The organism is Dyadobacter sp. CY347 (assembly GCF_021502655.1).
Classification (GTDB): domain Bacteria; phylum Bacteroidota; class Bacteroidia; order Cytophagales; family Spirosomataceae; genus Dyadobacter.
The window spans coordinates 1,346,100-1,371,469 of the sequence record NZ_JAKFFT010000002.1; the positions used below are offsets into that span (position 1 = coordinate 1,346,100).

Annotated in this window: 19 protein-coding genes and 3 tRNA genes; 13 read left to right on the top strand and 9 right to left on the bottom strand. The window is 45.5% G+C overall.

The features are described from left to right. Window positions 1–33 precede the first annotated feature (33 nt). From L0659_RS06440 to L0659_RS06470, 7 genes are all read right to left on the bottom strand, one after another. Window positions 34–657: a polysaccharide deacetylase family protein gene (locus tag L0659_RS06440; protein ID WP_235124907.1), complete on the bottom strand. Its 624-nt coding sequence runs from the start codon at window positions 655–657 to the stop codon at window positions 34–36. Between the two features lie 124 nt (window positions 658–781). After that, window positions 782–2,290 carry a glutamate synthase subunit beta gene (locus L0659_RS06445; RefSeq protein WP_235124909.1) on the bottom strand — a complete coding sequence of 503 codons (1,509 nt, stop codon included), beginning with the start codon at window positions 2,288–2,290 and terminating at the stop codon, window positions 782–784. Window positions 2,291–2,353: 63 nt separating this feature from the next. Continuing rightward, window positions 2,354–6,937 (bottom strand): glutamate synthase large subunit, encoded by a 4,584-nt coding sequence (gene gltB / locus L0659_RS06450; protein WP_409018768.1) that lies wholly within the window; start codon window positions 6,935–6,937, stop codon window positions 2,354–2,356. Window positions 6,938–7,335: 398 nt separating this feature from the next. Beyond that, window positions 7,336–7,758: an STAS domain-containing protein gene (locus tag L0659_RS06455; RefSeq protein ID WP_235124912.1), complete on the bottom strand. Its 423-nt coding sequence runs from the start codon at window positions 7,756–7,758 to the stop codon at window positions 7,336–7,338. 56 nt (window positions 7,759–7,814) lie between these two features. Then, the gene (locus tag L0659_RS06460) at window positions 7,815–8,747 is read right to left on the bottom strand and encodes a phosphoribosylaminoimidazolesuccinocarboxamide synthase (RefSeq protein ID WP_235125256.1); all 933 of its coding nucleotides are present in this window, start codon (window positions 8,745–8,747) and stop codon (window positions 7,815–7,817) included. A 16-nt stretch (window positions 8,748–8,763) separates the two neighbouring features. Continuing rightward, complete coding sequence (locus L0659_RS06465; protein ID WP_235124913.1) at window positions 8,764–9,483, bottom strand: hypothetical protein; 720 nt, start codon at window positions 9,481–9,483, stop codon at window positions 8,764–8,766. Between the two features lie 38 nt (window positions 9,484–9,521). Next, window positions 9,522–10,484: a VWA domain-containing protein gene (locus L0659_RS06470; RefSeq protein WP_235124914.1), complete on the bottom strand. Its 963-nt coding sequence runs from the start codon at window positions 10,482–10,484 to the stop codon at window positions 9,522–9,524. Window positions 10,485–10,614: 130 nt separating this feature from the next. Between L0659_RS06470 and L0659_RS06475 the strand changes: the two genes are divergently transcribed. From L0659_RS06475 to L0659_RS06495, 5 genes are all read left to right on the top strand, one after another. Further along, window positions 10,615–10,701 (top strand) — tRNA-Ser (locus L0659_RS06475). Between the two features lie 76 nt (window positions 10,702–10,777). After that, window positions 10,778–10,851, top strand: a tRNA-Pro gene (locus tag L0659_RS06480). Window positions 10,852–10,926: 75 nt separating this feature from the next. Beyond that, a tRNA-Arg gene (locus tag L0659_RS06485) sits at window positions 10,927–11,000 on the top strand. Between the two features lie 146 nt (window positions 11,001–11,146). Then, a complete protein-coding gene (locus L0659_RS06490) occupies window positions 11,147–11,572 on the top strand; it encodes a hypothetical protein (RefSeq protein WP_235124915.1) in 426 nt (141 codons plus the stop codon). Between the two features lie 339 nt (window positions 11,573–11,911). After that, on the top strand, window positions 11,912–12,106 hold the full coding sequence (locus L0659_RS06495) for a hypothetical protein (RefSeq protein WP_235124916.1): 195 nt from the start codon (window positions 11,912–11,914) through the stop codon (window positions 12,104–12,106). A gap of 401 nt (window positions 12,107–12,507) precedes the next feature. Here L0659_RS06495 and L0659_RS06500 read toward each other — a convergent pair whose 3' ends face one another. Continuing rightward, complete coding sequence (locus L0659_RS06500; RefSeq protein WP_235124917.1) at window positions 12,508–12,666, bottom strand: hypothetical protein; 159 nt, start codon at window positions 12,664–12,666, stop codon at window positions 12,508–12,510. A 667-nt stretch (window positions 12,667–13,333) separates the two neighbouring features. Between L0659_RS06500 and L0659_RS06505 the strand changes: the two genes are divergently transcribed. Continuing rightward, window positions 13,334–16,492 (top strand): glycoside hydrolase family 9 protein, encoded by a 3,159-nt coding sequence (locus L0659_RS06505; protein ID WP_235124918.1) that lies wholly within the window; start codon window positions 13,334–13,336, stop codon window positions 16,490–16,492. Between the two features lie 19 nt (window positions 16,493–16,511). On the opposite strand, the gene L0659_RS06510 is transcribed toward L0659_RS06505, so the two are convergent. Further along, window positions 16,512–17,315, bottom strand: coding sequence for a hypothetical protein (locus L0659_RS06510; protein ID WP_235124920.1), 804 nt, complete (start codon window positions 17,313–17,315; stop codon window positions 16,512–16,514). 243 nt (window positions 17,316–17,558) lie between these two features. Here L0659_RS06510 and L0659_RS06515 point away from each other — a divergent pair, with 243 nt between their 5' ends. The 7 genes from L0659_RS06515 (at window position 17,559) to L0659_RS06545 (ending at window position 25,313) form a co-directional block, all read left to right on the top strand. After that, entirely contained in the window at window positions 17,559–17,927 is a 369-nt protein-coding gene (locus L0659_RS06515; protein WP_235124921.1) for a hypothetical protein, read from the top strand. A gap of 118 nt (window positions 17,928–18,045) precedes the next feature. Next, a complete protein-coding gene (locus L0659_RS06520) occupies window positions 18,046–18,399 on the top strand; it encodes a response regulator (protein WP_235124922.1) in 354 nt (117 codons plus the stop codon). A 235-nt stretch (window positions 18,400–18,634) separates the two neighbouring features. Then, window positions 18,635–20,278 carry a TldD/PmbA family protein gene (locus L0659_RS06525; protein ID WP_235124923.1) on the top strand — a complete coding sequence of 548 codons (1,644 nt, stop codon included), beginning with the start codon at window positions 18,635–18,637 and terminating at the stop codon, window positions 20,276–20,278. A gap of 84 nt (window positions 20,279–20,362) precedes the next feature. After that, window positions 20,363–21,679: a TldD/PmbA family protein gene (locus L0659_RS06530; RefSeq protein ID WP_235124924.1), complete on the top strand. Its 1,317-nt coding sequence runs from the start codon at window positions 20,363–20,365 to the stop codon at window positions 21,677–21,679. Window positions 21,680–21,717: 38 nt separating this feature from the next. Then, the gene (locus tag L0659_RS06535; RefSeq protein ID WP_235124925.1) at window positions 21,718–23,355 is read left to right on the top strand and encodes a TldD/PmbA family protein; all 1,638 of its coding nucleotides are present in this window, start codon (window positions 21,718–21,720) and stop codon (window positions 23,353–23,355) included. Window positions 23,356–23,361: 6 nt separating this feature from the next. Next, a complete protein-coding gene (locus L0659_RS06540; protein ID WP_235124926.1) occupies window positions 23,362–24,699 on the top strand; it encodes a TldD/PmbA family protein in 1,338 nt (445 codons plus the stop codon). Beyond that, a complete protein-coding gene (locus tag L0659_RS06545; RefSeq protein WP_235124927.1) occupies window positions 24,696–25,313 on the top strand; it encodes a DUF4159 domain-containing protein in 618 nt (205 codons plus the stop codon). The genes L0659_RS06540 and L0659_RS06545 overlap by 4 nt, the downstream gene beginning before the upstream one ends. Window positions 25,314–25,370 lie beyond the last annotated feature (57 nt).

Here is a 25,370-nt window from a genome sequence, read left to right on the forward strand (position 1 = left end):
TTTAAGTAAAGTATTCAATATAAGCTTCTTAGCTTATTTCATTGCCAGCGCTTCAAACGAAAATCCCAGATTACTGAAATGGTCGAGGAACCTCGGAAGCGCATATTGCATATTAGCTGCGGCTTTAATGCTGTCGTGGAACAAAACAATTGAGCCAGGGCGCGCATAACGGACCGATTTCCTGAGACAAGTTTCCTGCGAAATCTCTTTGGAAAAATCCCCGCTCAGAACGTCCCACATAATGATCTTGCGGTCTTTTTTCACAATCCGAGACTGGCTTTTTGTCATTCTTCCATACGGCGGCCTGAAAAGGTTGGTCTGCACATTGAGCTGCGCATCACACTGCTTAATGTTGTCCAGATACAGGGCATCCTTTGTTTTCCAGCCATTCATGTGATTGAATGTATGGTTGCCGATAGCATGCTGGTTATCAAGGAGTTTTTGGAAAATATCAGGATGCTTTTCAACATTGTTTCCAATGCAAAAAAACGTTGCCTTCGCGTTAAACTGGTTGAGCGTATCGATCACGAACTCCGTGATATCCGGAATAGGGCCATCGTCGAAAGTCAGGAAAATTTGCTTTTCGCGCGTGGGCATGCGCCAGATGAAATCCGGGAAAAATGCTTTCAGCCAAAAAGGTGAGTGGTGTAAGAACATTCTATAATGGTGTCCGGCGCGAATATGGGCCAAATATAAAGGGTTATAAAATAAGAAGCTGCCCGTTTTGAGCAGCTTTCTTACTAATAAAATTGAGCGATTATCTTAAATCATTTGCATTGGATCAGGCATGTGCGAATGCTGGATTGAACATAGAAACCGCTTTTGCTTCCAAAAACGACTGTCCCATCAAATATTCATCCACAGCTCTTGCTGCTTCACGGCCTTCGCTGATGGCCCAAACCACAAGTGATTGTCCACGGCGGCAGTCGCCCGCAGCGAATACTTTTTCATTGGAAGTGGATTGGTAACCATTGGTTTTAATGTTACCGCGTTCATCAAACTCAACGTCCAGGTCATTCAGCAAACCTTCTTGTTGCGGATGCAAAAATCCGGCGGCAAGGAATGCAAGGTCGCAAGGAATGTTTCTTTCGCTTCCGGCCACTTCTTTCATTTGCATACGGCCCGTTTCAGGATCTTTTTGCCAGTCGAGGTCAACGATCTTCAATTCTTTCAAATTGCCATTCTCATCGCCTACAAATTCTTTTGTATTAATAGACCAATGTCTGTCGCAGCCTTCCTCGTGCGAAGTCGACGTCCGCAGCATCATCGGCCAGTTCGGCCAAGGCGTGCTTGCATCGCGGTCTTTTGGGGGAATTGGCATTAATTCAATTTGGGTAATTGAAGTTGCGCCATGACGTCCGGAAGTTCCTACACAGTCAGATCCTGTGTCACCGCCACCGATCACAACTACGTGTTTGTCTTTGGCAATGATCTGTCCATTCGTATAAGGAGCGCCGCGGTGGTCCACTTCCGGGTTAATGCCGGCGTTGCGTTTGTTTTGTTGACTAAGAAATTCCATCGCAAAATGAACGCCTTTCAGATGGCGGCCTTCGATTTTCACATCTCTTGGAACCGTTGAACCCATGGTTAGCAAAACCGCATCGAACTCATCAAGCAGTTCATTCGCTTTCACCGTTACGCCTACATTTACATTCGTGCGGAATTCGACGCCTTCGGCTTCCATCACCGCCAAACGACGGTCGATAATGCTTTTTTCTAATTTAAAATCAGGAATTCCGTAACGAACCAGTCCACCGATTTTGTCAGCCCGTTCCATCAAAACTACTCCGTGTCCGGCTTGATTAAGCTGGTAAGCAGCAGCCATTCCCGCAGGTCCTGAACCCACAACGGCAATCTTTCTGCCTGTGCGGAATTTAGGTATTCTTGGTTTAACAAGATTGAGCTCAAAAGCTTTTTCAATGATCGCTTTTTCAATGTATTCAATCGCAACCGGCGGCTTGTTAATGCCTAGCACGCAAGAAGCTTCGCATGGAGCAGGGCAAATGCGACCTGTGAACTCAGGGAAGTTATTGGTTGACGATAAGATTTCGTAAGCCAGCGCCCAGTTTTCATCATACACCGCATCGTTAAACTCAGGGATAATGTTGCCCAGCGGACAGCCATTGTGGCAAAAAGGAATTCCGCAGTCCATACAACGGGCTGCCTGCTGTTTGGAATGAGAGTCGGTAGGGGCAGTTTCAATCTCACGGTAATCCGAAAGACGTTCATCAATGCTTCTCTTCTTTGGCAACTCCCTTTCAAACTCCAAAAATCCGGTTGGTTTTCCCATTCTTATATTGCTTATTAAATCGTTATTCTAATGAAAAATGACTGCTTTAATGTTGGTAACCGCTTATTGATGAACTACATCCACCACGATATCTTTGTAAACCACATTTTTATCCGCAATCTGCTGTGCAAGCGTAATGTTGCGTCCTTCCAATGCCTTCTTGAAATCCGCAGGCAGCACTTTCACAAATTGCTTAACTGACTGTTCCCAGTTCTGGATCAGCTGGAATGCAATGTTGCTGGTCGTGTATTGGAAATGTTTATCCAGATATTCACGCAGGATGCCCTGATCTTCTTCATTCAATGGATCGAGCGAAACCATTTCCATGTTCACTTTTTCTTTAAATGTGCCGTTTTTATCCAAAACATAAGCCACACCGCCAGACATCCCCGCAGCGAAGTTTCTTCCTGTGTCACCAAGGATCACAGCCAAACCACCTGTCATATATTCCAAACCATGGTCACCAACACCTTCTACAACTACTTTTGCACCTGAGTTACGCACGCAGAAACGCTCTCCGGCAGTTCCCCGAATATAAGCATCACCCGAAGTAGCGCCGTAAAAAGCAACGTTACCAATGATAATGTTCTCTTCCGGCTTGAATTTCGAATCGCGGTCTGGATAAACGATCAGCTCGGCACCGCAAAGGCCTTTTCCGAAATAATCATTGGCATCACCTTCCAGTTCCAGACGAAGTCCGGCTGTGTTGAATGCACCAAAACTTTGTCCGGCAGTGCCGCGGAATTTGAAATGAATGTTTCCTTTTGGAAGCCCCGGTCCGCCGTATTTCTTAGAAATTTCATTCGAAAGCATTGTGCCCACCGAACGGTTCAGGTTATTTAATGCAAACTCAGCATAAATTTCCTCCTGACTATCCAATGCGGGTTGCGCTGCTTTGATCAGATCCCAGTCAATAATGCTATCAATACCATGATCCTGCTCTTCCTGCTTGAATTGAGCCACTGAAAGATCACCTTCTTTATACAAGATGGCGTCAAAATTCAGGTTTTTGTATTTCCAATGTTTGATATCGTTACGCAGTTCAAGATATTGAGCCTGGCCAACCATCTCATTTACAGTCCTGAAACCAAGTTGTGCCATAATCTCGCGCAACTCTTCGGCCATGAAATGGAACATGTTCACCACGTGCTCAGGCTTACCTGTGAACAACGCGCGCAATTCTTTATTCTGTGTTGCTACGCCGACTGGGCAAGTGTTCAAATGGCATTTGCGCATCATAATGCAACCTGCCGCAACCAATGCAGCAGTCGCCACGCCCCATTCTTCCGCTCCCAGCATCGCCGCAATCGCAAGGTCACGACCTGTACGAAGCTGACCGTCAGCCTGAACGGTTACACGTCCGCGCAATTTGTTTTTAACCAAAGTCTGATGCGTTTCCGCAAGACCTAGTTCCCAAGGCAAACCTGCGTGACGAATCGAGCTCAATGGTGAAGCGCCCGTTCCACCGTCATAACCGGAGATCAGAATGTGGTCCGCATGTGCTTTCGCCACACCCGAAGCAACCGTTCCAACGCCCGCCTCAGAAACCAGTTTCACACTGATACGCGCCTGACGGTTTGCATTTTTAAGGTCAAAAATCAACTGAGCCAAATCCTCAATCGAATAAATATCATGGTGGGGCGGGGGAGAGATCAAGCCTACGCCCGGCGTCGAATGACGCGTACGGCCGATCCAGTCGTCCACTTTGAAACCTGGAAGCTGTCCACCTTCACCTGGTTTTGCGCCTTGCGCTGTTTTAATCTGTAATTCGCCGGCATTGCTTAGATAATGGCTCGTAACCCCGAAACGTCCCGAAGCAACCTGCTTAATCTGCGAATTCATGCTGTCGCCGTTCGCCAGAGGCTTATAACGCAATTCGTCTTCGCCGCCTTCTCCCGAGTTGGATTTTCCACCGATCCGGTTCATCGCAACGGCCAATGTGGTATGCGCTTCCCACGAAATAGACCCAAATGACATGGCCCCCGTAGCAAAGCGTTTGAAGATGCTTTCCACCGGCTCCACTTCTTCAATCGGAATTGACGTTCCTTTTTTGAAACGAAGCAATCCGCGAAGCGTTAACGCCTTATGGCTCTGATCATCAATCAGTTTAGAGTATTTCTTGAATGTTTCGTAGCAATTAGTTTTTGTAGATTGCTGTAACAAATGCACAGAAGCCGGGTTGAAAATGTGCGCTTCTCCGCGTTGTTTCCATTGGTAAAATCCGCCCACTTCCAGCTTCGGTTTTGAATCCGGTGTTTCGTGGTAAGCCACTTTGTGACGCACCAGGATTTCACGCGCAATCTCGGAAATGCCCATGCCGCTGATGCGGGAAATGGTTCCTGTAAAATATTTGTCAACCACATCTTTGTTCAAACCAACGCATTCGAAGATCTGCGCGCCTTGGTAAGACTGCAATGTAGAAATTCCCATTTTTGAGAAGATCTTCAAAAGCTCCTTATTAATGGCCTTAATGTAGTTGTAATGTAATTTTTCGTCCGTAAACTCACCTTCGATCATTCTCTGGCGGTTCATGAAAGAAAGCGTTTCAAATGCCATATAAGGACAAATTCCCGCAGCACCATAACCGATCAATGCGGCAACATGGTGTGTTTCCCAAACGTCACCCGCTTCAACCAATAACCCCACTTTGCCTCTCAATCCTTCACGGATCAAATGGTGGTGAATGGTTGCAGTCGCTAATAGAGAAGGAATTGGCGCGTGATCCGAGTCAATCGCACGGTCGGAAAGGATCAGGATTTCGAATCCATCATCAATTGCGTCCGTTGCATAACGGCAAATGCGCTCCAATGCTCTTTCAAGCGCTTTTCCGCCTTCGTCAGCACGGAAATAGGTGTTGATTGTTTTCGCCTGAAAACCGTCTTTATCTACAAAACGCAGTTTATCAAACTCCTGCACCGACAAAATCGGATGCGGAAGCGCGATCTGGCGACAATGTTTCGGCGTCTCAGTTAATATGTTTTCAGTTCCACCCACAAATGAGATCAGCGACATAATCGAACGTTCGCGGATCGAGTCAATCGGTGGGTTGGTAACTTGTGCAAAAAGTTGTTTGAAATAATTAGACAAATGCTGGCTTTGCTCGGAAAGCACCGCCAAAGGCACATCCGTTCCCATCGAACCGATCGCCTCTTGTCCAGTCTGGCCCATAGGAGCCAAAATCATCCGCAAATCTTCCGATGTATAACCAAAGGCAACCTGACGTTTCAGCAATGCATTGTCGTCATAAGCACGGTAAGTTCTGATCGGATGATCCAATTGATCCACGTGCAACTTGTTATCATCCAGCCATTTCTGATAAGGTTGGCCTGAGCAAACTGCTGCTTTAATTTCTTCATCTGGAATGATGCGACCTTGCTCCATATCAACGACGAACATGCGTCCTGGCTGCAAACGACCTTTGGTAACAACCCTTGACTGATCCACATCCAAAACCCCAGCCTCAGACGCCATAATGATCGTATCGTCGTCCAAAACCCAGTAACGAGAAGGACGAAGACCATTACGGTCTAGCGTTGCGCCCACCATTTTACCATCCGTGAACGAAATGGAAGCCGGTCCATCCCAAGGCTCCATCATCGCAGCATTGTATTCATAAAATGCTTTGCGTTCAGGGTCCATTTGCTCATTTCCGTCCCAGGCTTCGGGAATCAGCATCATCATGACGTGTGGCAATGAGCGGCCCGAAAGGTGCAGCAATTCAATGGCATTGTCCAGGTTTGCCGAGTCAGATTGGTTTCTGTCGCAAATCGGAACGATCATGTCCATTTCTTCTTTTGTAAAAAACTCAGAAGCAAATGACTTCTCTCCGGCACGGATCCAGTTCACATTTCCTTTTACAGTGTTGATCTCACCATTGTGTGCAATGTAGCGGAACGGCTGAGCAAGCTCCCAAGACGGGAATGTGTTCGTTGAGAAACGCGAGTGAACAACCGCAAGGGCCGAAACTACCGATTCGTTTTCAAGATCCGGGAAGTAGTATTTAAGCTGGGCAGTCGTAAGCTGGCCCTTATAAGAGATCGTGCGGCATGAAAGCGAGGAGTAGTAAAAGCTTCTGCCAACGCCGATCACAGTATCCTTAATCATCCGCGCAGTAACCTGGCGAAGAATATATAGTTTTCTTTCAAAACCAAGATCATCCGTAACCTCGTCCGGACGCTTGATGAATATTTGCTCCACATACGGTTCCACAGACAATGAGCCTTCGCCCAATGTGTTATTCAATGTGGGCACCTTTCTGTAACCTAATATATGTAATCCAAGTTTTTTGGCTTTGCGGCTCAGAATGTCGCGGCACTCTTCGCGCATGGTTTCGTTGCCCGGGAAAAACACCATCCCAACACCATACTCACCAGCTGGTGACAATTGAAAACCAAGTTTGGAACATTCTTCAACAAAGAACTCGTGTGGAATCTGAATCAAAATGCCTGCACCATCACCCGTGTTCGGATCGAAACCGGTAGCACCCCTATGCTCCATGCGTTCGAGCATGTGAATGGCGTCCGCCACGATCTGGTGTGACTTGCGGCCCTTGATGTTAGCCCGGAAACCTATACCACATGCATCATGCTCAAATTCCGGACGGTACAGTCCCTGATTTTCTACCATTGGTTCAGACATTTGCGACATTAATCGAAGATTCTAGAGTTGACAAATTCGTAAATAGAATTTGTTTAAATAAGCAATTAAAAATTTTTAAGAAAGTGCCATCCCGTTATGAATTGGGTAAAGCCACGCAAGATAACCATAAAAGATATTTGGCCGAATAAGGAAATGGCAAAATTTTCTAGCTGTGCAGCATTTTGATTTTTTTATTACAATTAATATAGAAATATTGATAGAATGATCAGTGCTTATAGTGATTAGTTGCCAAAATCATAATCAAAAACCACCATAAAGCCATCTTACCTAAATCCAAATATCGTCTTGTTAAAATAATAAAACTTTCTTAATCAACCAAAAAAAACGTCCGGACTTTGAAAAGCCGGACGTTTGTATTTAGTAACATTAATCTATAAAAGCGTTGGTTAAGGCTCTTTGGATTCAGTTACATTGTCGTAATCTTCATCATCGTAGCCATCGTCACCGGCGCCGAATTCGTTTTCCAGGCTGTGCATGAAAATCGCGTCAATAGCTTCTTCCTTGGTCGGCAGCACTTGCATATCGGGAACTTTAAGATCTTCCAGCAAGTCCATAAAATCGTCGTCCCGGGTTACAATCACAAGCAGGCCGAGGTCATTGGTGCATAGCCAATTGATTTTTTTCAAAATCGTGGTTCCAGCGGCATCCACCGACTTTACCGGCTGCATATTCACAATCAGATTGTGATATCCTTCGCGAAAAATGCCCTTCGCCGTTTCCTCAAATGCTGCCGGAACATCCCCCGCAAATGCAGGTTCTTCCAGCTCGATATATACAAATTGTTCTTTCTTTTCCAGTTTATAGTTCATTTCAATTTTTTGTTTTGTTCAAACAAGATTTTTAATAAAATATCAACAGAATGTGCTTATAGTGCTCTCAAAATCGCGTTTTCAATGCGTTTCAATGGATTGTCCAGGTTGTTCTTCTGAAATTTATTGCCCGTCACTTTTTCAAAAAGCTCAATGTAACGGTCGGAGATCAGCTGAATGCGTTCGTCATCCATTACCGGCACATTCTGGCCTTCTTTTCCCTGGAAACCATTCTGAATGAGCCACTCCCTTACAAATTCCTTGCTAAGCTGTTTTTGGGGAAGTCCTGCCCGCTGGTTTTCCGCATATACGTCTGCATAGAAATAGCGCGAGGAATCCGGCGTATGGATTTCGTCAATCAGATAAATGACGCCATCCAATTGCCCAAACTCATATTTTGTATCCACCAAAATCAAACCCTGATCCGCGGCCATTTCCGTTCCTTTTGCAAACAGGGCCAGCGTATATTTTTCCAAATGTTCGTAATCGTCTGCACTTACCAGCCCTTGTGCAAGGATTTCTTCGCGGGAAATGTCCTCATCGTGACCTTCGTGCGCCTTGGTTGTCGGCGTAATGATCGGTTCCGGAAGCTTATCATTTTCTTTCAATCCATCGGGCAACGAAACGCCGCAAACGGAGCGCTTACCTGCTGAATATTCCCGCCACGCGTGCCCGGCCAGATATCCTCTCACAACCATTTCAACCGGATATGCCTGGCATTTCAGGCCAATGCTCACATTCGGGTCCGGCACTTCTTCCAGCCAGTTCGGGACGATGCCAGACGTTGCATTCAGGAAATGCGCGGCTATCTGGTTCAACACCTGACCTTTATAGGGAATTGCCCGAGGCAAAATGACGTCGAAAGCGGAAATGCGATCGCTGGCAACCATGACAAGTTTTTTTTCAAAGGAGTAAACGTCGCGTACTTTGCCTTTGTAAAACCCTGTCTGGCCTGGAAATTGAAAGTTGGTTTCTGGGATGCTATTCATCATTTTATAGTAAAAATTACCACTCTATTTCGTCTTGTTTTGCAGTTTTTTGCTTGTATTGCTTCCTTCTGAGCTGGTAAATATATTGCGATTCGTTTGATTTCATGGCATCCAATATCGCACGCGCCTGTTCCTCAGACATATTCATTTCGCGCAAACTTTTCAGCAATTCCTCCTTTTGAATGTCTTCGGCAACTTCCCTGGTTTCAGGTTTCGGTTCTGGCGGCGGCTGGTTACTGGTTTCGGCAATCGCGTCACGTTCCGATTTTTTCTTCTTGTTATTGAGGTTAGAAGGCTTGTCAAATCCTGAAAATGCTTTTTTCAAAACAATGTAATTACTCCTCGCCAAATCATTGCCTGGTTCGAGGCGTAGCGCGGTTTTCAGATAGTCCAGTGCATTCGCAGTATCCTTCTGACTGACTTTGATCAATGCGATCTGGCTGTTGGCAATGGATGCAATGGTGTTATTATCAATCTGATCCAGCAGCTGATAATGTTTGAGCGCCAGCTTATAATTGCCCATTTGGTAATACGAATGTGCCAGATTAAGCCGTGCAGCCGGGTCCGAAAAAATGGAACCGTATGTAATCTGATAATACAGTTCTGCCGATTGCTTGTATTGTTTGTTGTTATACGCCTGTTCCGCACCTAATTTTCGCTCATTTGCCTTGGTAATGGAATCGAAAGTCCGATTATCCCAAAGCCAGAGCAAAACGTAAAGAATAATGGCGGTCATAGGCGGTCACAGTGAGACGCAAAAATAAGCATTGATCTTTACAGTCGGAACGTTCCGATGGTAATTAAAACATCGAGCAGGATCAGCAGCAGCGCAGCGCCCAGGAAATAATAGTATTTGTTACTCACCACCGTGATCGTCCGCGAGTCAACCAGTGTTCCCTCGGCCTGGTTTACGTCATTGACCAGTTTCGGCATATCATTCTTCGAATTGTTGAGCTCGTAATAAGTGCCTCTTGATGCCGCAGCCATATTTTTAAGAAAATTCTCATCCAGTTTGCTGATCACCAACTTGTCGTTTTTGTCCATCAAAGGCTTCCCGTTTTGCTGAATGCTGATGCCCACTTTCGTCCCAACTGCCACCGTATAAACCCCAATGCCGAACCTGCGTAGATTGTTATAAAGTGCGCCGCTGCATGAGGAATTATTCTCGCCATCTGTGAAAAGGATCATCATTTTAGAACGACCGTCCGGGTCGGCAGCATTCATCAATTTGCTGTAAGCCAGTTCGGTAGCATCACAAATGTTGGTTCCGCCCGTTTCCAGCAGATCCGTTTGTAAGGATTGGATAAACAATTCCAAAGCCGCGCCGTCATATGTCAAGGGCACGTGAATAAATGCTTTGTTGGAAAAAATAATGATCCCGATCCGGTTTGCCCTTTCGTTCTGCACAAACCGGTTCATTTCAAACTTCACTTTTTCAAGCCGCGAAGGCGTCACGTCGGCCGCATCCATCGACTTGGAAAGGTCAACAAGCATAAAGATGTCTTTGCCTTTCGATTGAATCTGCCGGTCGGCCTCCCCGAAAGAAGGTCCGAGCAAACTAATGATCAGTAGGGAGAAGGAAATGGTGCGTAAAAAAAGTTTGAGGATAAGTGTTCTTGCGGTGGTTTGCAGCTGCCGTGCGATGCGGACTGTGCGGATTATGTAGGCTGTGTAGATTAAAATAAAAAAAAATATAAATAAATATTCAGTGGTCTCAAAGGGGTAATTCCAGTTCATAATGAACGCTTTGGGGTAATTTAAAATTTTTCAAAAATAGGCAATTGTGGCTTCTGATAAAGTTTTTTTAGGGAAATGTTTGTTTTTCTGAGAGGCAACCTTCTATATTTGCAACCCAGAACGGAAAGAAGGAGGGATGGGTGAGTGGCTGAAACCAGTAGTTTGCTAAACTGCCGTACTCGCAAGGGTACCGCGGGTTCGAATCCCGCTTCCTCTACACCGATCTTAAAAGAGTAAAAAGAGGAGCTGACAATTAGACGAAATCGAGACTCAGCTTAGCAATTAAAATACCTCGGGGAGTGGCGCAGCCCGGTAGCGCATCTGGTTTGGGACCAGAGGGTCGCAGGTTCGAATCCTGTCTCCCCGACATCGAAAAAAAGGCAGTAAGCCGTATGCAGATACTGTTTACTGCCTTTTCTTTGAAAGAGTAAGTTAGAATTTCGGTCCGGTAGCTCAGCTGGATAGAGCAGCTGCCTTCTAAGCAGCAGGTCATGTGTTCGAATCACATCCGGATCACGTGTAAGCACTTAACATTTATTTGTTAGGTGCTTTTTTTGTGCGCCGACAAATAATTCATACTGAGCGGAAAATTTGTAAATTGTGTCTAGTTGAGGCCTGGGTATTTCTTTGTGAAATAACATCAAACATCTCCCAGCAAACTCATGAAAACAAAACTGTCGGACATGACGACCTTTGAACTGCGAGAAGTTAGCCACTGGGATCAAGCTGAAAAATGTCAGTCGGAGATTCTCACTTTGGCCGAAGACGAAATCGAAGGCATTCTTATTGTCTACACGGGCCAGCAGGGCGACCATACATTAAGTATCATACCATCCCTGAATGTTTCCGGTTATGGCATTGATGAGGAGGATTCTGTAAACGCGTTAAAGGAAAATTTAGAGACTCTTTTTGAGGATCTGTTCGGTGTCAGCGAGTCCGAGCGGAAAGATGAACTGTCCAAGATGGGATGGAATCCACAGCCATCGTCGAACCAGCCGCTTGCCTGGCTCCACTTTGACGAAAAAGACATATTACAAAATTTCGATTTTCCTGAACAAGTAAAAACCTCCATCTTACAAGCTGCATAGTTGGGAAATAATCGGCCTATTAAGCTTAAAGACTGGATACGTTTCCTCGAAGCGCACGGATGCCATTATTTACGTATAAAAGCATCTCATGAACATTGGAAATGCCCAGGTTGTTTCCGGACAATCACGCACCGACCCGCATACAAGGATATTCCTGCTCTTCATTTAAAAACTAATCTTTCCACCATGGGAAAGTCATTAGAATATTTATACGACTGGATTGTGAAAAATTAATGAAAGATTCTCCTTTTCATCAATAGCAATGGCTTGCATATTTTAAATATTTTGTCGGAAGTTCGGACTTTTTGCTTACATTTGACCATGAAGAAATTTTCAACAATGAAAGAGGCGTTTGACTGGTGGGCGAAGAATATTTACCCAGCTTTGCCGCCGGACGTGAAAAAGGGCAGGTATACAAGTGCTTGGAAGGATTATACTTATCAGCAAGGAATTTCTGAAAAGAGAATGGAAAACATCTTATCTGAATTTGGTAAAATCGATGTTAAGATTGAGATAACATTCACACCGAACTAAATTTTTTTATCCAATATTTGTCGGAAAACTCGACTTTTATTTCATATAGAAAAACCCGGAGCTTCTAAGTTTCTGAGGCCACGATGCTCCGGGGGAGTTTAATCAGTAATAATTAAACATTGTAAATGTATGGCAACAACGCAAGAATCAAAAACAAACTGTGAACTAACACTACTAAACCGGCAAATGAGTGCTCTAAGGCAAGAAATGCTCAATGTTCAAAAAGATCAGTTAGTTGATTGCATCCGAGAATTTTTTGATGAAAGCGATGCTTGCGGGCCGGTTTGCTTTTTGAATGAGTTGATGAAAAGTAGGGCTAATCACGCAGAGGGACTCAGGATATCAACATTCATAATGCAGATGGAAAGGTTTGATCGATGTATTAAGGTGCTCCAAAAACGTTAGACACCCTCGGTTCGGCTCAATCGCTTGTTCAAAGCAACGATCGAAATCCAAATCACGGTTGCCCCGCCGTAGCCCGTGTAAAACTTATCCATTTCCATCGTATGCAGCTCGATCAGTACGCGAATGACGAGTTTGCAGCCGCTTATAATGGACATGATTTGAAAGCCCGTTCCGATGAAACCAGGAAGATTTGTTTGCCCGAAGCGATTTTGACACTTGTAAATAATCAGGTACAGAATGCTAGCTAAAAATGCCAGCATGAATATAGTCCGTGGAACCAGAATTTCGTCCAGAATAAGTTGCAGAGAATTCACAAACCCAGAAGCAATTAATTATAAGCTTTCACTTTGAGTTCGGTGGTTTTGCGATCGCATAAACGACCAAATCTCGATGATTATCCCAAATGCTCCGCCAATGAGCGCGCCTGTCATATTAAACAAGGTCCCACCTAAAAACGCCCCGCCGCAGGAAGATGAGATGGTTGCTGACACAATTGGGTCCCAGTCGTTTATCGTATAATGACGAGCCTTGCAATTTGTAGTTTCCATGGTTAGCGTGTTGATTTATTTGAAATTTGAATAGGTAAAGCTATGCAATTGCTAATAGATTTCCATAGGATTTTCAGTAAATATTTTAGCTTAACTATCTCATAATGTGTATTATAAGTATAGCTTATAATCTAATTGGACGAGTTTCAAAAGCCGGTGTGCTTGAAATTTACCGATCAATCATTCAAATCCGCCTCCTAAAAACTCTCTGTTTAAAAACAGTTGGTATGGCACCGATTTAGCGCTTGTATGTAGCAAACATTCAAGTGCTATTATGTGCAAAATATTCTTTCTCTTTATGGCCGTCATTGCTGTGCCATGCTTTTCTCAGACAAAAACACTTTGGGACGGTGAAGCAAATCCGGCTAGTTGCAACAAGGCCTACGGGTCTGTGGTTTCGGGGGCGGATGCCTATGCTGGTGATGCTTGTTTTCGGGCTGAGCCGGATAAGTTTCATATGCCGAAAATTGGGTTTAATTGCAGCAATGCCTGGCGGGTGGATATTTCAGGGTTTGATGAACTTCGGTTTTTTATAAAGTCAAATCAAAACTCGCAAACCACATCCATACGGCTTACCACTTACTTCGCGCAAAGTAATTGGGTCGATATTGCCCCGTATATACAGGGTGGGGGCGGGATTACTACCGATTATGAGGAAGTCAGAATCCCGCTGAAATTGTTCAAAAAGCAAGGGTATGACCTCAGTTCTATTGAATATCTCGAATTTGCAACTACAACTTTAAACCAGCTTTTCTATTTTGTCGATGACATTCAGGTTGTCGATCTAACATCGCCTAAGCTCTCGTTACATCCGGTTTCGAGCAGCATTTTAAAGATTAGTGTTAGCGAGCGGTTTGATACGACGGGATGCTATAAGACGGCCAATTATAGTCTGACAAGCCAAACAGATCCGGCTTACCAGCAGCAACAACATCCCGTTAAGATCGGCCGCCACCATTACGTCAAGGGATTGCTCCCTTCATCCGGGGCGCCGGTTGTTGCGTACGAATTGTATTTGATTTTTGATAAACCACTGATGAATGCTGACGTATACCGTTTGACAGTCAACAAAATAAAGGACGTGTCTGGTAATGCGGCTTCGCTAGATACCACATTCACTTTTAGTGACTTTGCTATTTATGAAAATATAAAGGCCAACCAGGTTGGGTATTTGGCTGACAGCCCGAAGCTGGGCAAGCTGGGCAACTTTCTGGGTGATGCCTGGTTTATGCCCATTGATTCGGTCAATACACCTGTTTTTGAGGTTCGAGACGAGTCGGATCAAGCTGTTTTTAGCGGCATAAGTAAGTTTTTGAAAGCCGATTCATCATTCAGCGGTGAATTGGTTTTCGACCTGGATTTTTCGGAGTTGACCATTCCCGGCACATATTATTTGTATGTAGAAGGTTATGGCCGTTCTGAAACATTCACCATTGCTGATGAAGTTTACGATGATTTACATAAGCACACGTCGAGGGCCTTGTATTACCAACGATCAGGAACACTGGATATGCCACACGCAGGAAACTGGCAGCGGGGTGGGTTGCCGGCTACTGTGGCGGAAATCCATTCTTCCCATGCCTCGTCTCCGCTTCATGACGCCTTCGATCCAGCTGTCGGCAGCAAGATTCCGATGACAGAAGGCTGGCTGGATGCCGGGGACTACGGGCGCTATGTTCCGACTGCGGCGAGTGCTTTATTTATTCTTTTCACTGCTTATGAGCTTTATAAAATAAAGTTTCCGGACAATTACCTCAACATTCCCGAAAGCGGCAACAACATTCCTGATCTGCTCGACGAGATAAAATATGAAACCGACTGGCTGAAACAAATGCAGGCCCCGGATGGCGGCGTGTATTTCCGGGTTACACCCGCAACCTGGTCTACGGGATTGCCGGAAGATGAGGTTAACACGCTTTTTGTATCCGAAAAGACAACGCAGTCCACAGCACTTTTTGCGGCAGCGATGGCAATGAGTGCCCGGAACCTGAAAACCTATTTCCCTACTTATGCAGAAAGCTGTCTTGATATGGCTAAAAAAGCCTTTTCCTTTCTCCAACTGCATCCGCAAGCATCAGCACCTGTTAGTGTGCCTGGCATTTCCGCCGGCCCGTATCCTGATCCGATTGACCTGGACAATCGCGCCTGGGCGGCGGCCGAACTTTACAAAACAACCGGTAAAGCAATGTATAACAATGCTTTCCTGGACTACTATGCAAAAATTCCGCATCAGTTCCACGCTACCATGAGTTGGGCGCATCACACTTTTAAAGCGGCCTGGGCATATTCAACAACAAAATTTCCGATCGATAACGCGCCGGTCGCGGAATTCAAATCAAAACTTAATACAGAAGTGCTGGTCAATTACAACAAAAGGACGATGGACATTCATGCTTATCACGGCGCTTATCATCCTTTCGAGGGTTTTGTCGGCTACGGCACGTTTGGTATGGCACAGAGTTATGCTTTTGACTACATTATGTTCAGTTTTCTGCTGTCGAAACCGGAACTACTGGATCTGGCTAAAATACAGCTCGACATTCCTTTGGGAAATAACCCACTGTCAAAAAGCATGATAACGGGTGTTGGCAAGAACGCCCCTAAATTTCCTTTACATTGGTCAACAGTCGAAAACAAATACACCGAGGCGGTTCCAGGCATCCCGGTATTTGGCCCCGCCGCGTCGCTGGTGATGAACAGGCCGTCCAGTTTTGCGATACAGGATTCGGCAAACCGATATCCGTACGGTTTTAAAAAAGAGGATCCTTATCCGGTGCTTCGGCGCTATACGGATGCGCGCGAGGCTGTGGAGATGTCGGAATTCACTATCCAGGAAATTGCTGTTACCATCGCTTCATTTGCGTTTTTCAGCACGGCTATAAATGATGCCCTGCCGGTTCGGTTCGCAAGCTTTGAAGCCCGGGCCGAACAATGTCAGGTGAACCTGAATTGGACGACCAGCGAAGAAGTTAACGCGGATCATTTCATCATTCAGCGCAGTTCCGATGCGGTTACATTCAATGATATCGGCCGTGTAAACGCAGCCGGATCAAGTAAAATAGCCAAGCAATATCTCTTCACAGATTCCTTACCCGAACGGCGTAATTATTACAGGCTTAAACAAGTCGATTTTGATGGCAAATCCCAACTTACCAGAATTGTATATACAGCAGATCCCTGTAATGGATTGAAAATAAATGTTTTGCAAAAGCAGCAAAACATTTATGAAATACACAACGAGTTGATAAATAGTAATGATGTGCTGACGGGCGAGCTCATCAACAAGCGCGGGTTTGCCAGTAAGCGTTTTAATGTAAATCCGGGAAAAGTGACCCGCTTTGATACATTCGATCTGCCTGCGGACATTTATATTTTACACATTAAAAATCAGGACGGATATCGCTTACACACCCGGAAGTTGCTCGTCCGCTAAAACCAGTTGACATGCTACGTTACTGCCAGTTACTGGTCCAATTATACGGATCGGGTCCGGTAACGCTTCCGCTTATCGGATAACCGGAAGCATTAAACAAGTATGTGTAATGTGTGGTAACAGGATTGTTGGCCGGTTTTTTCAGGTATCTGTTTTCTACCAGATTCAACGATTTCTGAGGAAACAATTTTGCATCCATTTTGTAATTGAACTGGCTGAAATCCTTCGACTTATCCGCATGTTTCAGATAATATTCGTAGCTGACTTTATTCACAATGACACCATCGGCATCATAACGCTCCTGGAAACTGACATTGTGCTCGTCGTAGTAATACACCAGATGGCCATCCGGCAAATTGTTTTCGCGGTAATATTCCTTAACCAGCTTCCCGGCCTGATAAATGTAATCCGTCTGGATCACGTCGGTGATATTGCCGCTGCTGGTGTAAAATGTTTCAAGCTTACGGGTAGCATATTGATTTTCAAGATCATAAACAATGTCGGAGCTCTTTTTGCCGCCATATATGGTGGTGTAAATCACTTTGTTAGGGGCATAGGTCAGGGTTGTGGTGTATAAGCCGCCTTCTGTCCGGTAACTTTTGAGTGAATGGTCAAGATTGTATTGAATGTCGGTGATGTCGTAGCCGGGCATGGTGGTTTGAGAAAGAAACTGGCTCACGACAAATGCATTTGCATTCGTCTCAACCTCTTCAACAATATCCGGATGCGGGGTTACCCCGTCTTTTTGACAGGAAAAAATAGCAACGGACAGGAGCAGGAATATCTTCGCCGATAATCCAGAAGGGAATAGTTGTTTAGTCATAATAGCATTACTGTTTTCGTAAATAGATGCTGCAATTAGGCAAAAACGATTTCTGGATTTTTGCTTGTGAGGACGAACAGCTGCTGCCGTTTAGCAGACGGCAATCGCTCCTTATCATGCGGCTGCTTACACATCTCAAAACATCAGTCCCGTTTCCCCTGCTTTTTAGCTTTCGGTGGATATTTATTGTATCTTACATGTTGGGCAACCGAATGTCCGGCGCGTGCTTTATGTGACTTAGCAATGAAACCAACCCCAGAGCAGTTAAGAGACTTTTTCAAGTCCAATTTTTTTCAGGCTGACCAATCGTTTGAATACAATCAGGAGGCTGCAATAGCAGATTTTTACAGACGTTTTTATGGCGCGGGCGACGTGGCGGATCCGATACCAAACCCACGTAAATGGCAGACGACCTACGTAAGGAAATATGCTGTGAAAGCATTTATGCGCACAAAGGATGGAAATATTCACCATGTAATATTCAAACAGGATTTGGATAATAACCAGATTACCAATTTCGATGGCTCCGCTTGGCAGGGTGATCCGAATTTAGTGGACGTTTGGCAGGAATATTATGAATCTGATAATAACCTCGTTGTAAGTGGCTGGTAGTAACATATTGGCTTTCGAGGCACTGTGACAGAGGAGCGTAAAGTATTGTTTGGAAAACTATTCGAGAAAAGTAAAAAGTTGTATTTTAGCAGCAACCGTAACCCACTATCAGAATATTATGAGCATACTTTACATTGATCATGAGATCAATAACCTCAACTCCTTTAAAGCTTCCTTCCGAAGAGACGCGACGATTTACCTCGCCGACACATTGGATAAGGGCCTTAAAGTGTTGGAAGAAGAACAGATCGACGTCATTTTCGTCGACCAGCAGATGCCTGATATGACGGGTCTGGAATTTTTGAAAATGGCGTCAAAGCAGTATCCCGAAAGTGTACGCGTCTTGCTCACAGGGCAAGCTTATAATGCTGAATTCAAGCATGCGGAAACGAAAGGTTATCTTCACAATTTTGTTACAAAACCGTGGGATGAGCAGGATCTAAGACGTTTGATCATCACGAACTTGATGTGATATTTCTTGAAATGCGACAAATGAGCGTGTTCCGGCAAGGAGCACGCTCATTTTAGTTGGTAAGGTCCGCAGTAAAAATGCTAAAAAAATTGCCACAGCAATATTTGTTGGAAATATTTTTTACATTGTGTTTTCAATTCAACATTCCTCATGAAATCGCTGTTTCCGTCTGGATAGACTGCATTCAGTCCATTTCATAACCTGATAATCTTCCATTTTATTTCCTCAATTTTCAATGAAGAGAAGAGATTTTATGCAAATGACGGGGATGGGCGCAGGAGCATTCATGCTTTCGTCCGTGCCGGTCATAGGAAATCCTGTGAGTGCTGCGCAATTGCTCGAACCCTGGATCGATGTCGCTGCCAAGAAAAAGTTTGCCGAAATAGCGCTTAATGCAGCGAAAAGCAAAGGTGCAACCTATACAGACGTCCGGATCGGCCGCTACTTGCAGCAATATCTTTTCACCCGTGAAAAACAGGTTCAGAACATTGTGAACGCAGAATCGTATGGCGTTGGGATCCGGGTTATTGCGAACGGAACGTGGGGCTTTTCGGCCACCAGTGACGTTACTGCGGAAGGCATTGCCAAATGTGCAGCAACGGCTGTGGAGATTGCGAAAGCCAATTCAAAATTTCAGAAAGAACCGGTGATATTGGCTGAGCAGAAGGGAGTTGGCGACAAAACCTGGAAAACGCCGATCAAGAAAAATGCATTTGAAATTCCCATTCAGGAAAAGATTGATTTACTGATGAATGTGAATGGCGAGGCCATGAAAAATGGTGCAGGCTTCGTGACTTCCAATATGTTTTTTGTCAATGAACAAAAATATTTCGCCTCGTCCGACGGCTCGTTTATAGACCAGGACGTGCATCGCATCTGGCCAACATTTACGGTAACTGTTACGGATAAGGCGGCAGGCAAATTCAAAACGCGCGACGCCATCAGCTCGCCCATGGGCATGGGCTACGAATATCTGGATGGCTTGGCTTCCGAAAAAATCGCCGGACCGAATGGCCTGGTTGGTTACCGGAATTCTTACGACATGGTGGAAGATGCCATCAATGCTGCAAAGCAAGCAAAGGAGAAAATGACTGCGAAATCGGTCCTTCCGGGCAAATATGACCTCGTCTTGGACCCTAATCACCTTGGACTGACCATTCACGAATCCGTTGGGCACCCGACGGAATTGGATCGAGTGCTGGGTTATGAGGCCAATTATGCCGGGACGAGCTTTGCGACTTTGGATAAATGGGAGTCTAAAAACTTCGCCTATGGCAGCAAGCTCGTGAACATTGTTGCGGACAAAATGCAGCCGAATACGCTGGGTGCCGTGGGTTATGATGATGAGGGCGTTCCGTGCAAAGAGTGGGACATTATTAAGGACGGCGTTCTGGTCAATTATCAGGCCATTCGCGATCAGGTGAAGATCATCGGTGAAAAGGAGTCGCACGGCTGCTGTTATGCGGACAACTGGAATTCCGTTCAGTTTCAGCGTATGCCGAACATTTCATTGAAGCCAGGGACTGAAAAGCGAAGCGTAATGGATATGATCAAAGGCGTGGAGAAAGGCATTTATATCATTGGCCGGGGTTCATATTCGATTGACCAGCAGCGTTATAACTTCCAGTTTGGCGGTCAGGTATTTTATGAGATCAAAAACGGTCAGATCACCGGCATGCTGGATGATGTGGCCTATCAATCCAATACACAGGAATTCTGGAATTCGTGCACACAGCTTTGTGATAAGGATGATTACCGCACATTCGGCTCGTTTTTCGATGGAAAAGGGCAGCCTGCACAGGTGAGTGCCGTATCGCACGGCAGCGCAACGTCCCGTTTCGATGGCGTGAATGTGATTAATACGGGACGTAAAATCTAATGAGTGAATGAGTGAATGAGCGAATGATTCGGTCATTCAAAATTCACTCACTCACTCATTCACTCATTCAAAATTTATATTACAATGGCCATTTTATCCAAAGAAGAAGCAAAGAAAATCATAGATAAAGTCCTGGCGTTTTCCAAGGCCGATGAGATGAGCGTGGGCCTCTCGGGCAACCGGACGGGAAACATTCGCTATGCACGTAACTCCGTTTCCACGAGCGGGGAAACCACAGATCTTTCATTGTCTGTAACGTCCGTTTTTGGCAAAAAATCCGGCACGTCAACGATCAATGAGTTTGATGATGCCTCGTTGGAAAAAACAGTTAGAAGGGCGGAAGAAATTGCCAAACTGGCTCCCGATAACCCGGAATATGTGCCGATGTTAGGCGCACAACAATATCTGGAAACCAATTCTTTTGCAGACAGCACAGCCGCAATCAATCCCGATTATCGTGCAAAAGCAGCCTTCGACAGCATTGATCCGTGTGTCAAAAAGAACCTTACGGCAGCGGGTTATCTTGAAGATTCAGCAGGATTTTCTGCTCTGGGTAACAGTAGGGGGCTTTTCGGTTATAATAAATCTACCTCCATTGATTTTTCTATCACTGTTAGAACCGCAGATGGCAAAGGTTCCGGTTATGCGGCGCGTGATTTTAATGACGCCTCCAAACTGAGCACCGCTTCGGCAACGGAAGTTGCGATGCAAAAAGCTATGGCTTCGGCAACGGCGAAAGCATTGGAACCGGGGAAATACACGGTAATCCTCGAACCCACGGCAGGCGTTGACCTTTTGGATAACATGATGCGCAGCATGGACGCCCGCAATGCCGACGAGGGCAGGAGTTTCCTGGGTAAAAAAGGAGGCGGAACGCGGCTCGGAGAAAAGCTATTCGATGAACGTGTAAACATTTATTCAGATCCTCAAAATCTTGAAATCCCCGGATCTCCGTTCAGCGGGGACGGCAGGCCGCAGGAGAAGGTGATGTGGGTGGAAAATGGGGTGGTGAAAAACATGTCTTACTCACGCTTCTGGGCACAGAAACAAGGTGTCAAGGCCATTGCTCCTCCATCCGGCTTTATTTTTCAGGGTGGAAATGAATCCCTGGCCGATTTAATCAAAGGAACTGAAAAAGGCATTCTGGTAACCCGCCTTTGGTATATTAGGGCGGTGGATCCGCAAACATTGCTTTACACCGGCCTCACCCGGGACGGCACATTCTACATTGAAAACGGGCAAATAAAATATCCGGTGAAGAATTTCCGGTTTAACGAAAGTCCGGTTATCATGCTCAACAATGTGGAGGCAATCGGCAAACCCGTGCGTGCTGGCGGTAACCTCGTGCCGCCGCTCAAAATCCGGGACTTTACGTTCACCAGCCTTTCAGACGCCGTGTAATTCCCTAGATTTCGTCACTATTAGCAAACATATATACTTTGAAACGCAGAGATTTTATACAACTGGCTGGACTCGGAACCGGAGCGTTCATGATGCCCGCTTTTGCCATGGGCAGGAATGTTTCTCCCGAAGCATTTCTTGAAAAAAGCGTCGATGTCGCCGTCAAAAAGAGGCTGGCTGATGCTGCGCTGAATGCCGCAAAATCCAAAGGAGCTTCCTATGCCGATGTCAGGATCGGTCGTTATCTTAACCAATTTGTGATCACCCGCGAAGACAAAGTCCAGAACATTGTGAACACAGAATCCTATGGTGTGGGCGTTCGTGTGATTGCCAATGGTTGCTGGGGTTTTGCTGCCGTAGTGGATGTCAATAATGAAGCACAAATGGCGAAAGCCGCCGAAGATGCCGTAGCGATTGCCAAGGCGAATGCTAAGCTGATGAAGGAACCCGTGCAACTGGCTCCTCAGAAAGGTTTCGGTGAAGTGAGCTGGAAAGCGCCGATCAAGAAAAACGCGTTTGAAGTGCCGATTAAAGAGAAAGTGGACCTGCTGCTTTCTGTCAATAATGCAGCAATGAAAAATGGCGCCAATTATGTCAATTCGGTGCTTTTTTTAGTAAATGAACAAAAATATTTTGCTTCAACAGACGGTTCCTACATTGACCAGGACGTCCACCGCATCTGGCCGATTTTTAATGTTACCGCCATTGATCCGAAAAGTGGAAAATTCGAAACAAGGAATGCGTTAAGCGCGCCGATGGGCATGGGTTACGATTATTTGCAAGCTAATCCATCCGACAAAATCACGGGCGTAACAACACGTTATAACAAGGGCTACGACATGCTGGAAGACGCCACTGCCGCAGCCCGGCAAGCCAAAGAAAAGCTGACAGCCAAATCGGTGGAAGCAGGAAAATATGACCTTATCCTGGATCCGTCACACCTTTGGCTCACCATTCATGAATCTGTTGGCCACCCGCTGGAACTGGACCGTGTGCTGGGTTATGAGGCCAATTTTGCAGGAACTTCTTTCGCAACTTTGGACAAATGGCAGTCCAAAAACTTTCAGTATGGCAGCAAACTAGTGAACCTGGTCGCAGATAAGTTGCAGGAAGGATCGCTCGGCGCTGTTGGATGGGACGATGAAGGCGTTAATACAAAGAAATGGGACTTGGTGAAGGATGGTGTTTTGGTCAATTATCAGGCAATCCGCGATCAGGCGCATATTATCGGTGAAAAAGAATCGCACGGATGCTGCTATGCCGACAGCTGGTCGTCCGTTCAATTCCAAAGAATGCCAAATGTTTCGCTCGCCGCCGGAAAAACGCCATTGTCGGTCGATGAAATGATTAAGGACGTCAAAAAGGGCATTTACATTATTGGTGATGGCTCATTCTCCATCGATCAGCAGCGTTATAATTTCCAGTTTGGCGGGCAGCTTTTTTATGAAATCAAAGATGGAAAAATTGCGGGAATGCTGAAAGACGTTGCTTACCAGTCTAATACACAGGAGTTTTGGAATTCTTGCGCGCAGGTGTGTGATGAAAAGGATTACCGTCTCGGCGGATCGTTCTTCGATGGAAAAGGCCAGCCCTCACAATCCAGCGCAGTCTCGCACGGAAGCTCAACAACGCGTTTCAATGGTGTTAATGTGATTAATACAGCCAGAAAAATATAACCAGCCATGTCAATCATACTATCTGAATCAGAAGCAAAGGCATTATTGCAAAAAGTGCTGGCTTATTCCAAAGCGGATGAATGCGAAATAAATCTGCTGGGCGAGGAGCGGGGCAACCTGCGTTACGCGCGAAACGAAGTCTCTACCAGCGGATCGCTGATCAACCAGAATTTATCGGTCCAGTCGTCTTTTGGGAAAAAAGTTGGGGTTGCGACCATTGATGAGTTCAGCGACGAATCGTTGGAAAAAGTGGTTAGGAGATCTGAGGAACTGGCAAAGCTCGCCCCGGAAAACCCTGAATATGTGAGTATCCTGGGACCTCAGACTTATATGAAATCCCCTGGTTTTTTTGAGTCCACAGCCGGGATTAATGCAGATAAACGTGCCGATGCAGTAGCAAAAAGTCTCGAACTGTCACGCGCGAAAAACCTGACAGCGGCAGGGTTCCTCGATAATCAGAAGGGCTATTCGGCCATGATGAATTCCAAAGGATTATTTGCTTACTACCCGAGCACAAGTGTCAACTTTTCCCTGACTGTGCGCACGCCGGACGGAACGGGCTCCGGTTACATTGCGAGGGGATATAGTGACGTAAATAAGCTGGATACAGCAGCTGCAACGACTATTGCAATCCAGAAAGCAATGGGCTCCATGAATGCAAAAGCATTGGAACCGGGCAAATACACGGTCATTCTTGAACCGACAGCGGCAGCAGTTTTATTAGAAAATATCTATTTCAATTTTGATGCAAGAAGCGCAGACGAAGGCCGTTCGTTTCTGAGCAAGCCGGGTGGTAAAACGAAATTGGGCGAAAAGATCGTTGACGAGCGTGTCAACATTTACTCTGACCCAACGCACCCGGATCTTCCCGCTTCGCCTTGGGCAGGTGACGGTCAGCCTCTGGATAAAATAACCTGGATAGAGAAAGGCGTCGTTAAAAACATGATTTATTCGCGCTATTGGGCACAAAAAAACAATGTGAAGGCTGTTCCTTCTCCCAGCAATGTGATCATGGACGGTGGAACTGCGACGATGGAAGAGTTAATTAAGTCCACGAAACAAGGGATTTTGGTTACCAAGCTCTGGTACATCCGAGAAGTGGACCCGCAAACATTGCTGCTGACCGGCCTCACCCGTGACGGCACATTTTACATTGAAAACGGCGTCATTAAGCATCCTGTCAAAAATTTCCGCTTTAATGAAAGTCCCGTTATTATGCTGAACAATCTGGAAACATTGGGTAAATCAGAAAGGGTTGTGAGCACGGAGTCGGACAGGAATTATATGGTTCCGCCTATGAAAATCAGGGAGTTTACATTTTCTTCACTTTCCGACGCGGTTTGAAGCCTTTTTTCTTTACACGAATTCAATACACGTCCGGAAACTGGGACACCGACCAGCGAATGCCGTCCAATCTGCTGCATTCGCTGGTTGAATACACCACAATTCCGATTGACGAGAAGGAAAAAGTGGTGCAGTTGAATAGCAATGAAATTTTCAAAAGTCCCTTTTGCTATCTCAGCGGCCACAAGCTCGTTGAGTTTTCTACGCAGGAACGGGACCATTTCCGGCGATATGTCCAAAATGGCGGCTTTGTTTTTGTGGACGATTGCAACCACGATATCGACGGACTTTTTGCCAAGTCGTTTGAGCAGGAAATGGAACGCACATTCGGGCCAAAACCCTTGCAAAAGATTCCCAATAACCACCCCATCTATCATAGTTTTTTCAAATTTGAAGAAGGGCCGCCGACAACTTCGTTTGAGTTGAACGGCTGGGGGGACGATCTTGTGCACGATTATCTTAAAGCGATCACGATCAATGGACGGATAGGCGTTTTATACAGCAATAAAGATTACGGCTGCGAATGGGATTATGACTTTCGGAATAAGCGTTTTTTAGCCGTCGATAATACGCGTTTCGCTGTAAATATTGTGGTATATGCGTTAAACGCATAGCCAGCTCAGTGTTGGAAATGAGAGCCTTAATTGGCTGATTTTAAACTTTTAATTAAT

What these genes read in the sequence shown, in the direction of transcription:
- L0659_RS06505 (WP_235124918.1), top strand. Translation starts at nt 13,334, where the DNA reads ATGTGCAAAATATTCTTTCTCTTTATGGCCGTCATTGCTGTGCCATGC.
- L0659_RS06440 (WP_235124907.1), bottom strand. Translation starts at nt 657, where the DNA reads ATGTTCTTACACCACTCACCTTTTTGGCTGAAAGCATTTTTCCCGGAT.
- L0659_RS06465 (WP_235124913.1), bottom strand. Translation starts at nt 9,483, where the DNA reads ATGACCGCCATTATTCTTTACGTTTTGCTCTGGCTTTGGGATAATCGG.
- L0659_RS06510 (WP_235124920.1), bottom strand. Translation starts at nt 17,315, where the DNA reads ATGACTAAACAACTATTCCCTTCTGGATTATCGGCGAAGATATTCCTG.
- L0659_RS06520 (WP_235124922.1), top strand. Translation starts at nt 18,046, where the DNA reads ATGAGCATACTTTACATTGATCATGAGATCAATAACCTCAACTCCTTT.
- L0659_RS06525 (WP_235124923.1), top strand. Translation starts at nt 18,635, where the DNA reads ATGAAGAGAAGAGATTTTATGCAAATGACGGGGATGGGCGCAGGAGCA.
- L0659_RS06460 (WP_235125256.1), bottom strand. Translation starts at nt 8,747, where the DNA reads ATGAATAGCATCCCAGAAACCAACTTTCAATTTCCAGGCCAGACAGGG.
- L0659_RS06455 (WP_235124912.1), bottom strand. Translation starts at nt 7,758, where the DNA reads ATGAACTATAAACTGGAAAAGAAAGAACAATTTGTATATATCGAGCTG.
- L0659_RS06515 (WP_235124921.1), top strand. Translation starts at nt 17,559, where the DNA reads ATGAAACCAACCCCAGAGCAGTTAAGAGACTTTTTCAAGTCCAATTTT.
- L0659_RS06540 (WP_235124926.1), top strand. Translation starts at nt 23,362, where the DNA reads ATGTCAATCATACTATCTGAATCAGAAGCAAAGGCATTATTGCAAAAA.
- L0659_RS06495 (WP_235124916.1), top strand. Translation starts at nt 11,912, where the DNA reads ATGAAAGAGGCGTTTGACTGGTGGGCGAAGAATATTTACCCAGCTTTG.
- L0659_RS06470 (WP_235124914.1), bottom strand. Translation starts at nt 10,484, where the DNA reads ATGAACTGGAATTACCCCTTTGAGACCACTGAATATTTATTTATATTT.
- L0659_RS06530 (WP_235124924.1), top strand. Translation starts at nt 20,363, where the DNA reads ATGGCCATTTTATCCAAAGAAGAAGCAAAGAAAATCATAGATAAAGTC.
- gltB (WP_409018768.1), bottom strand. Translation starts at nt 6,937, where the DNA reads ATGTCGCAAATGTCTGAACCAATGGTAGAAAATCAGGGACTGTACCGT.
- L0659_RS06500 (WP_235124917.1), bottom strand. Translation starts at nt 12,666, where the DNA reads ATGTCCATTATAAGCGGCTGCAAACTCGTCATTCGCGTACTGATCGAG.
- L0659_RS06445 (WP_235124909.1), bottom strand. Translation starts at nt 2,290, where the DNA reads ATGGGAAAACCAACCGGATTTTTGGAGTTTGAAAGGGAGTTGCCAAAG.
- L0659_RS06490 (WP_235124915.1), top strand. Translation starts at nt 11,147, where the DNA reads ATGAAAACAAAACTGTCGGACATGACGACCTTTGAACTGCGAGAAGTT.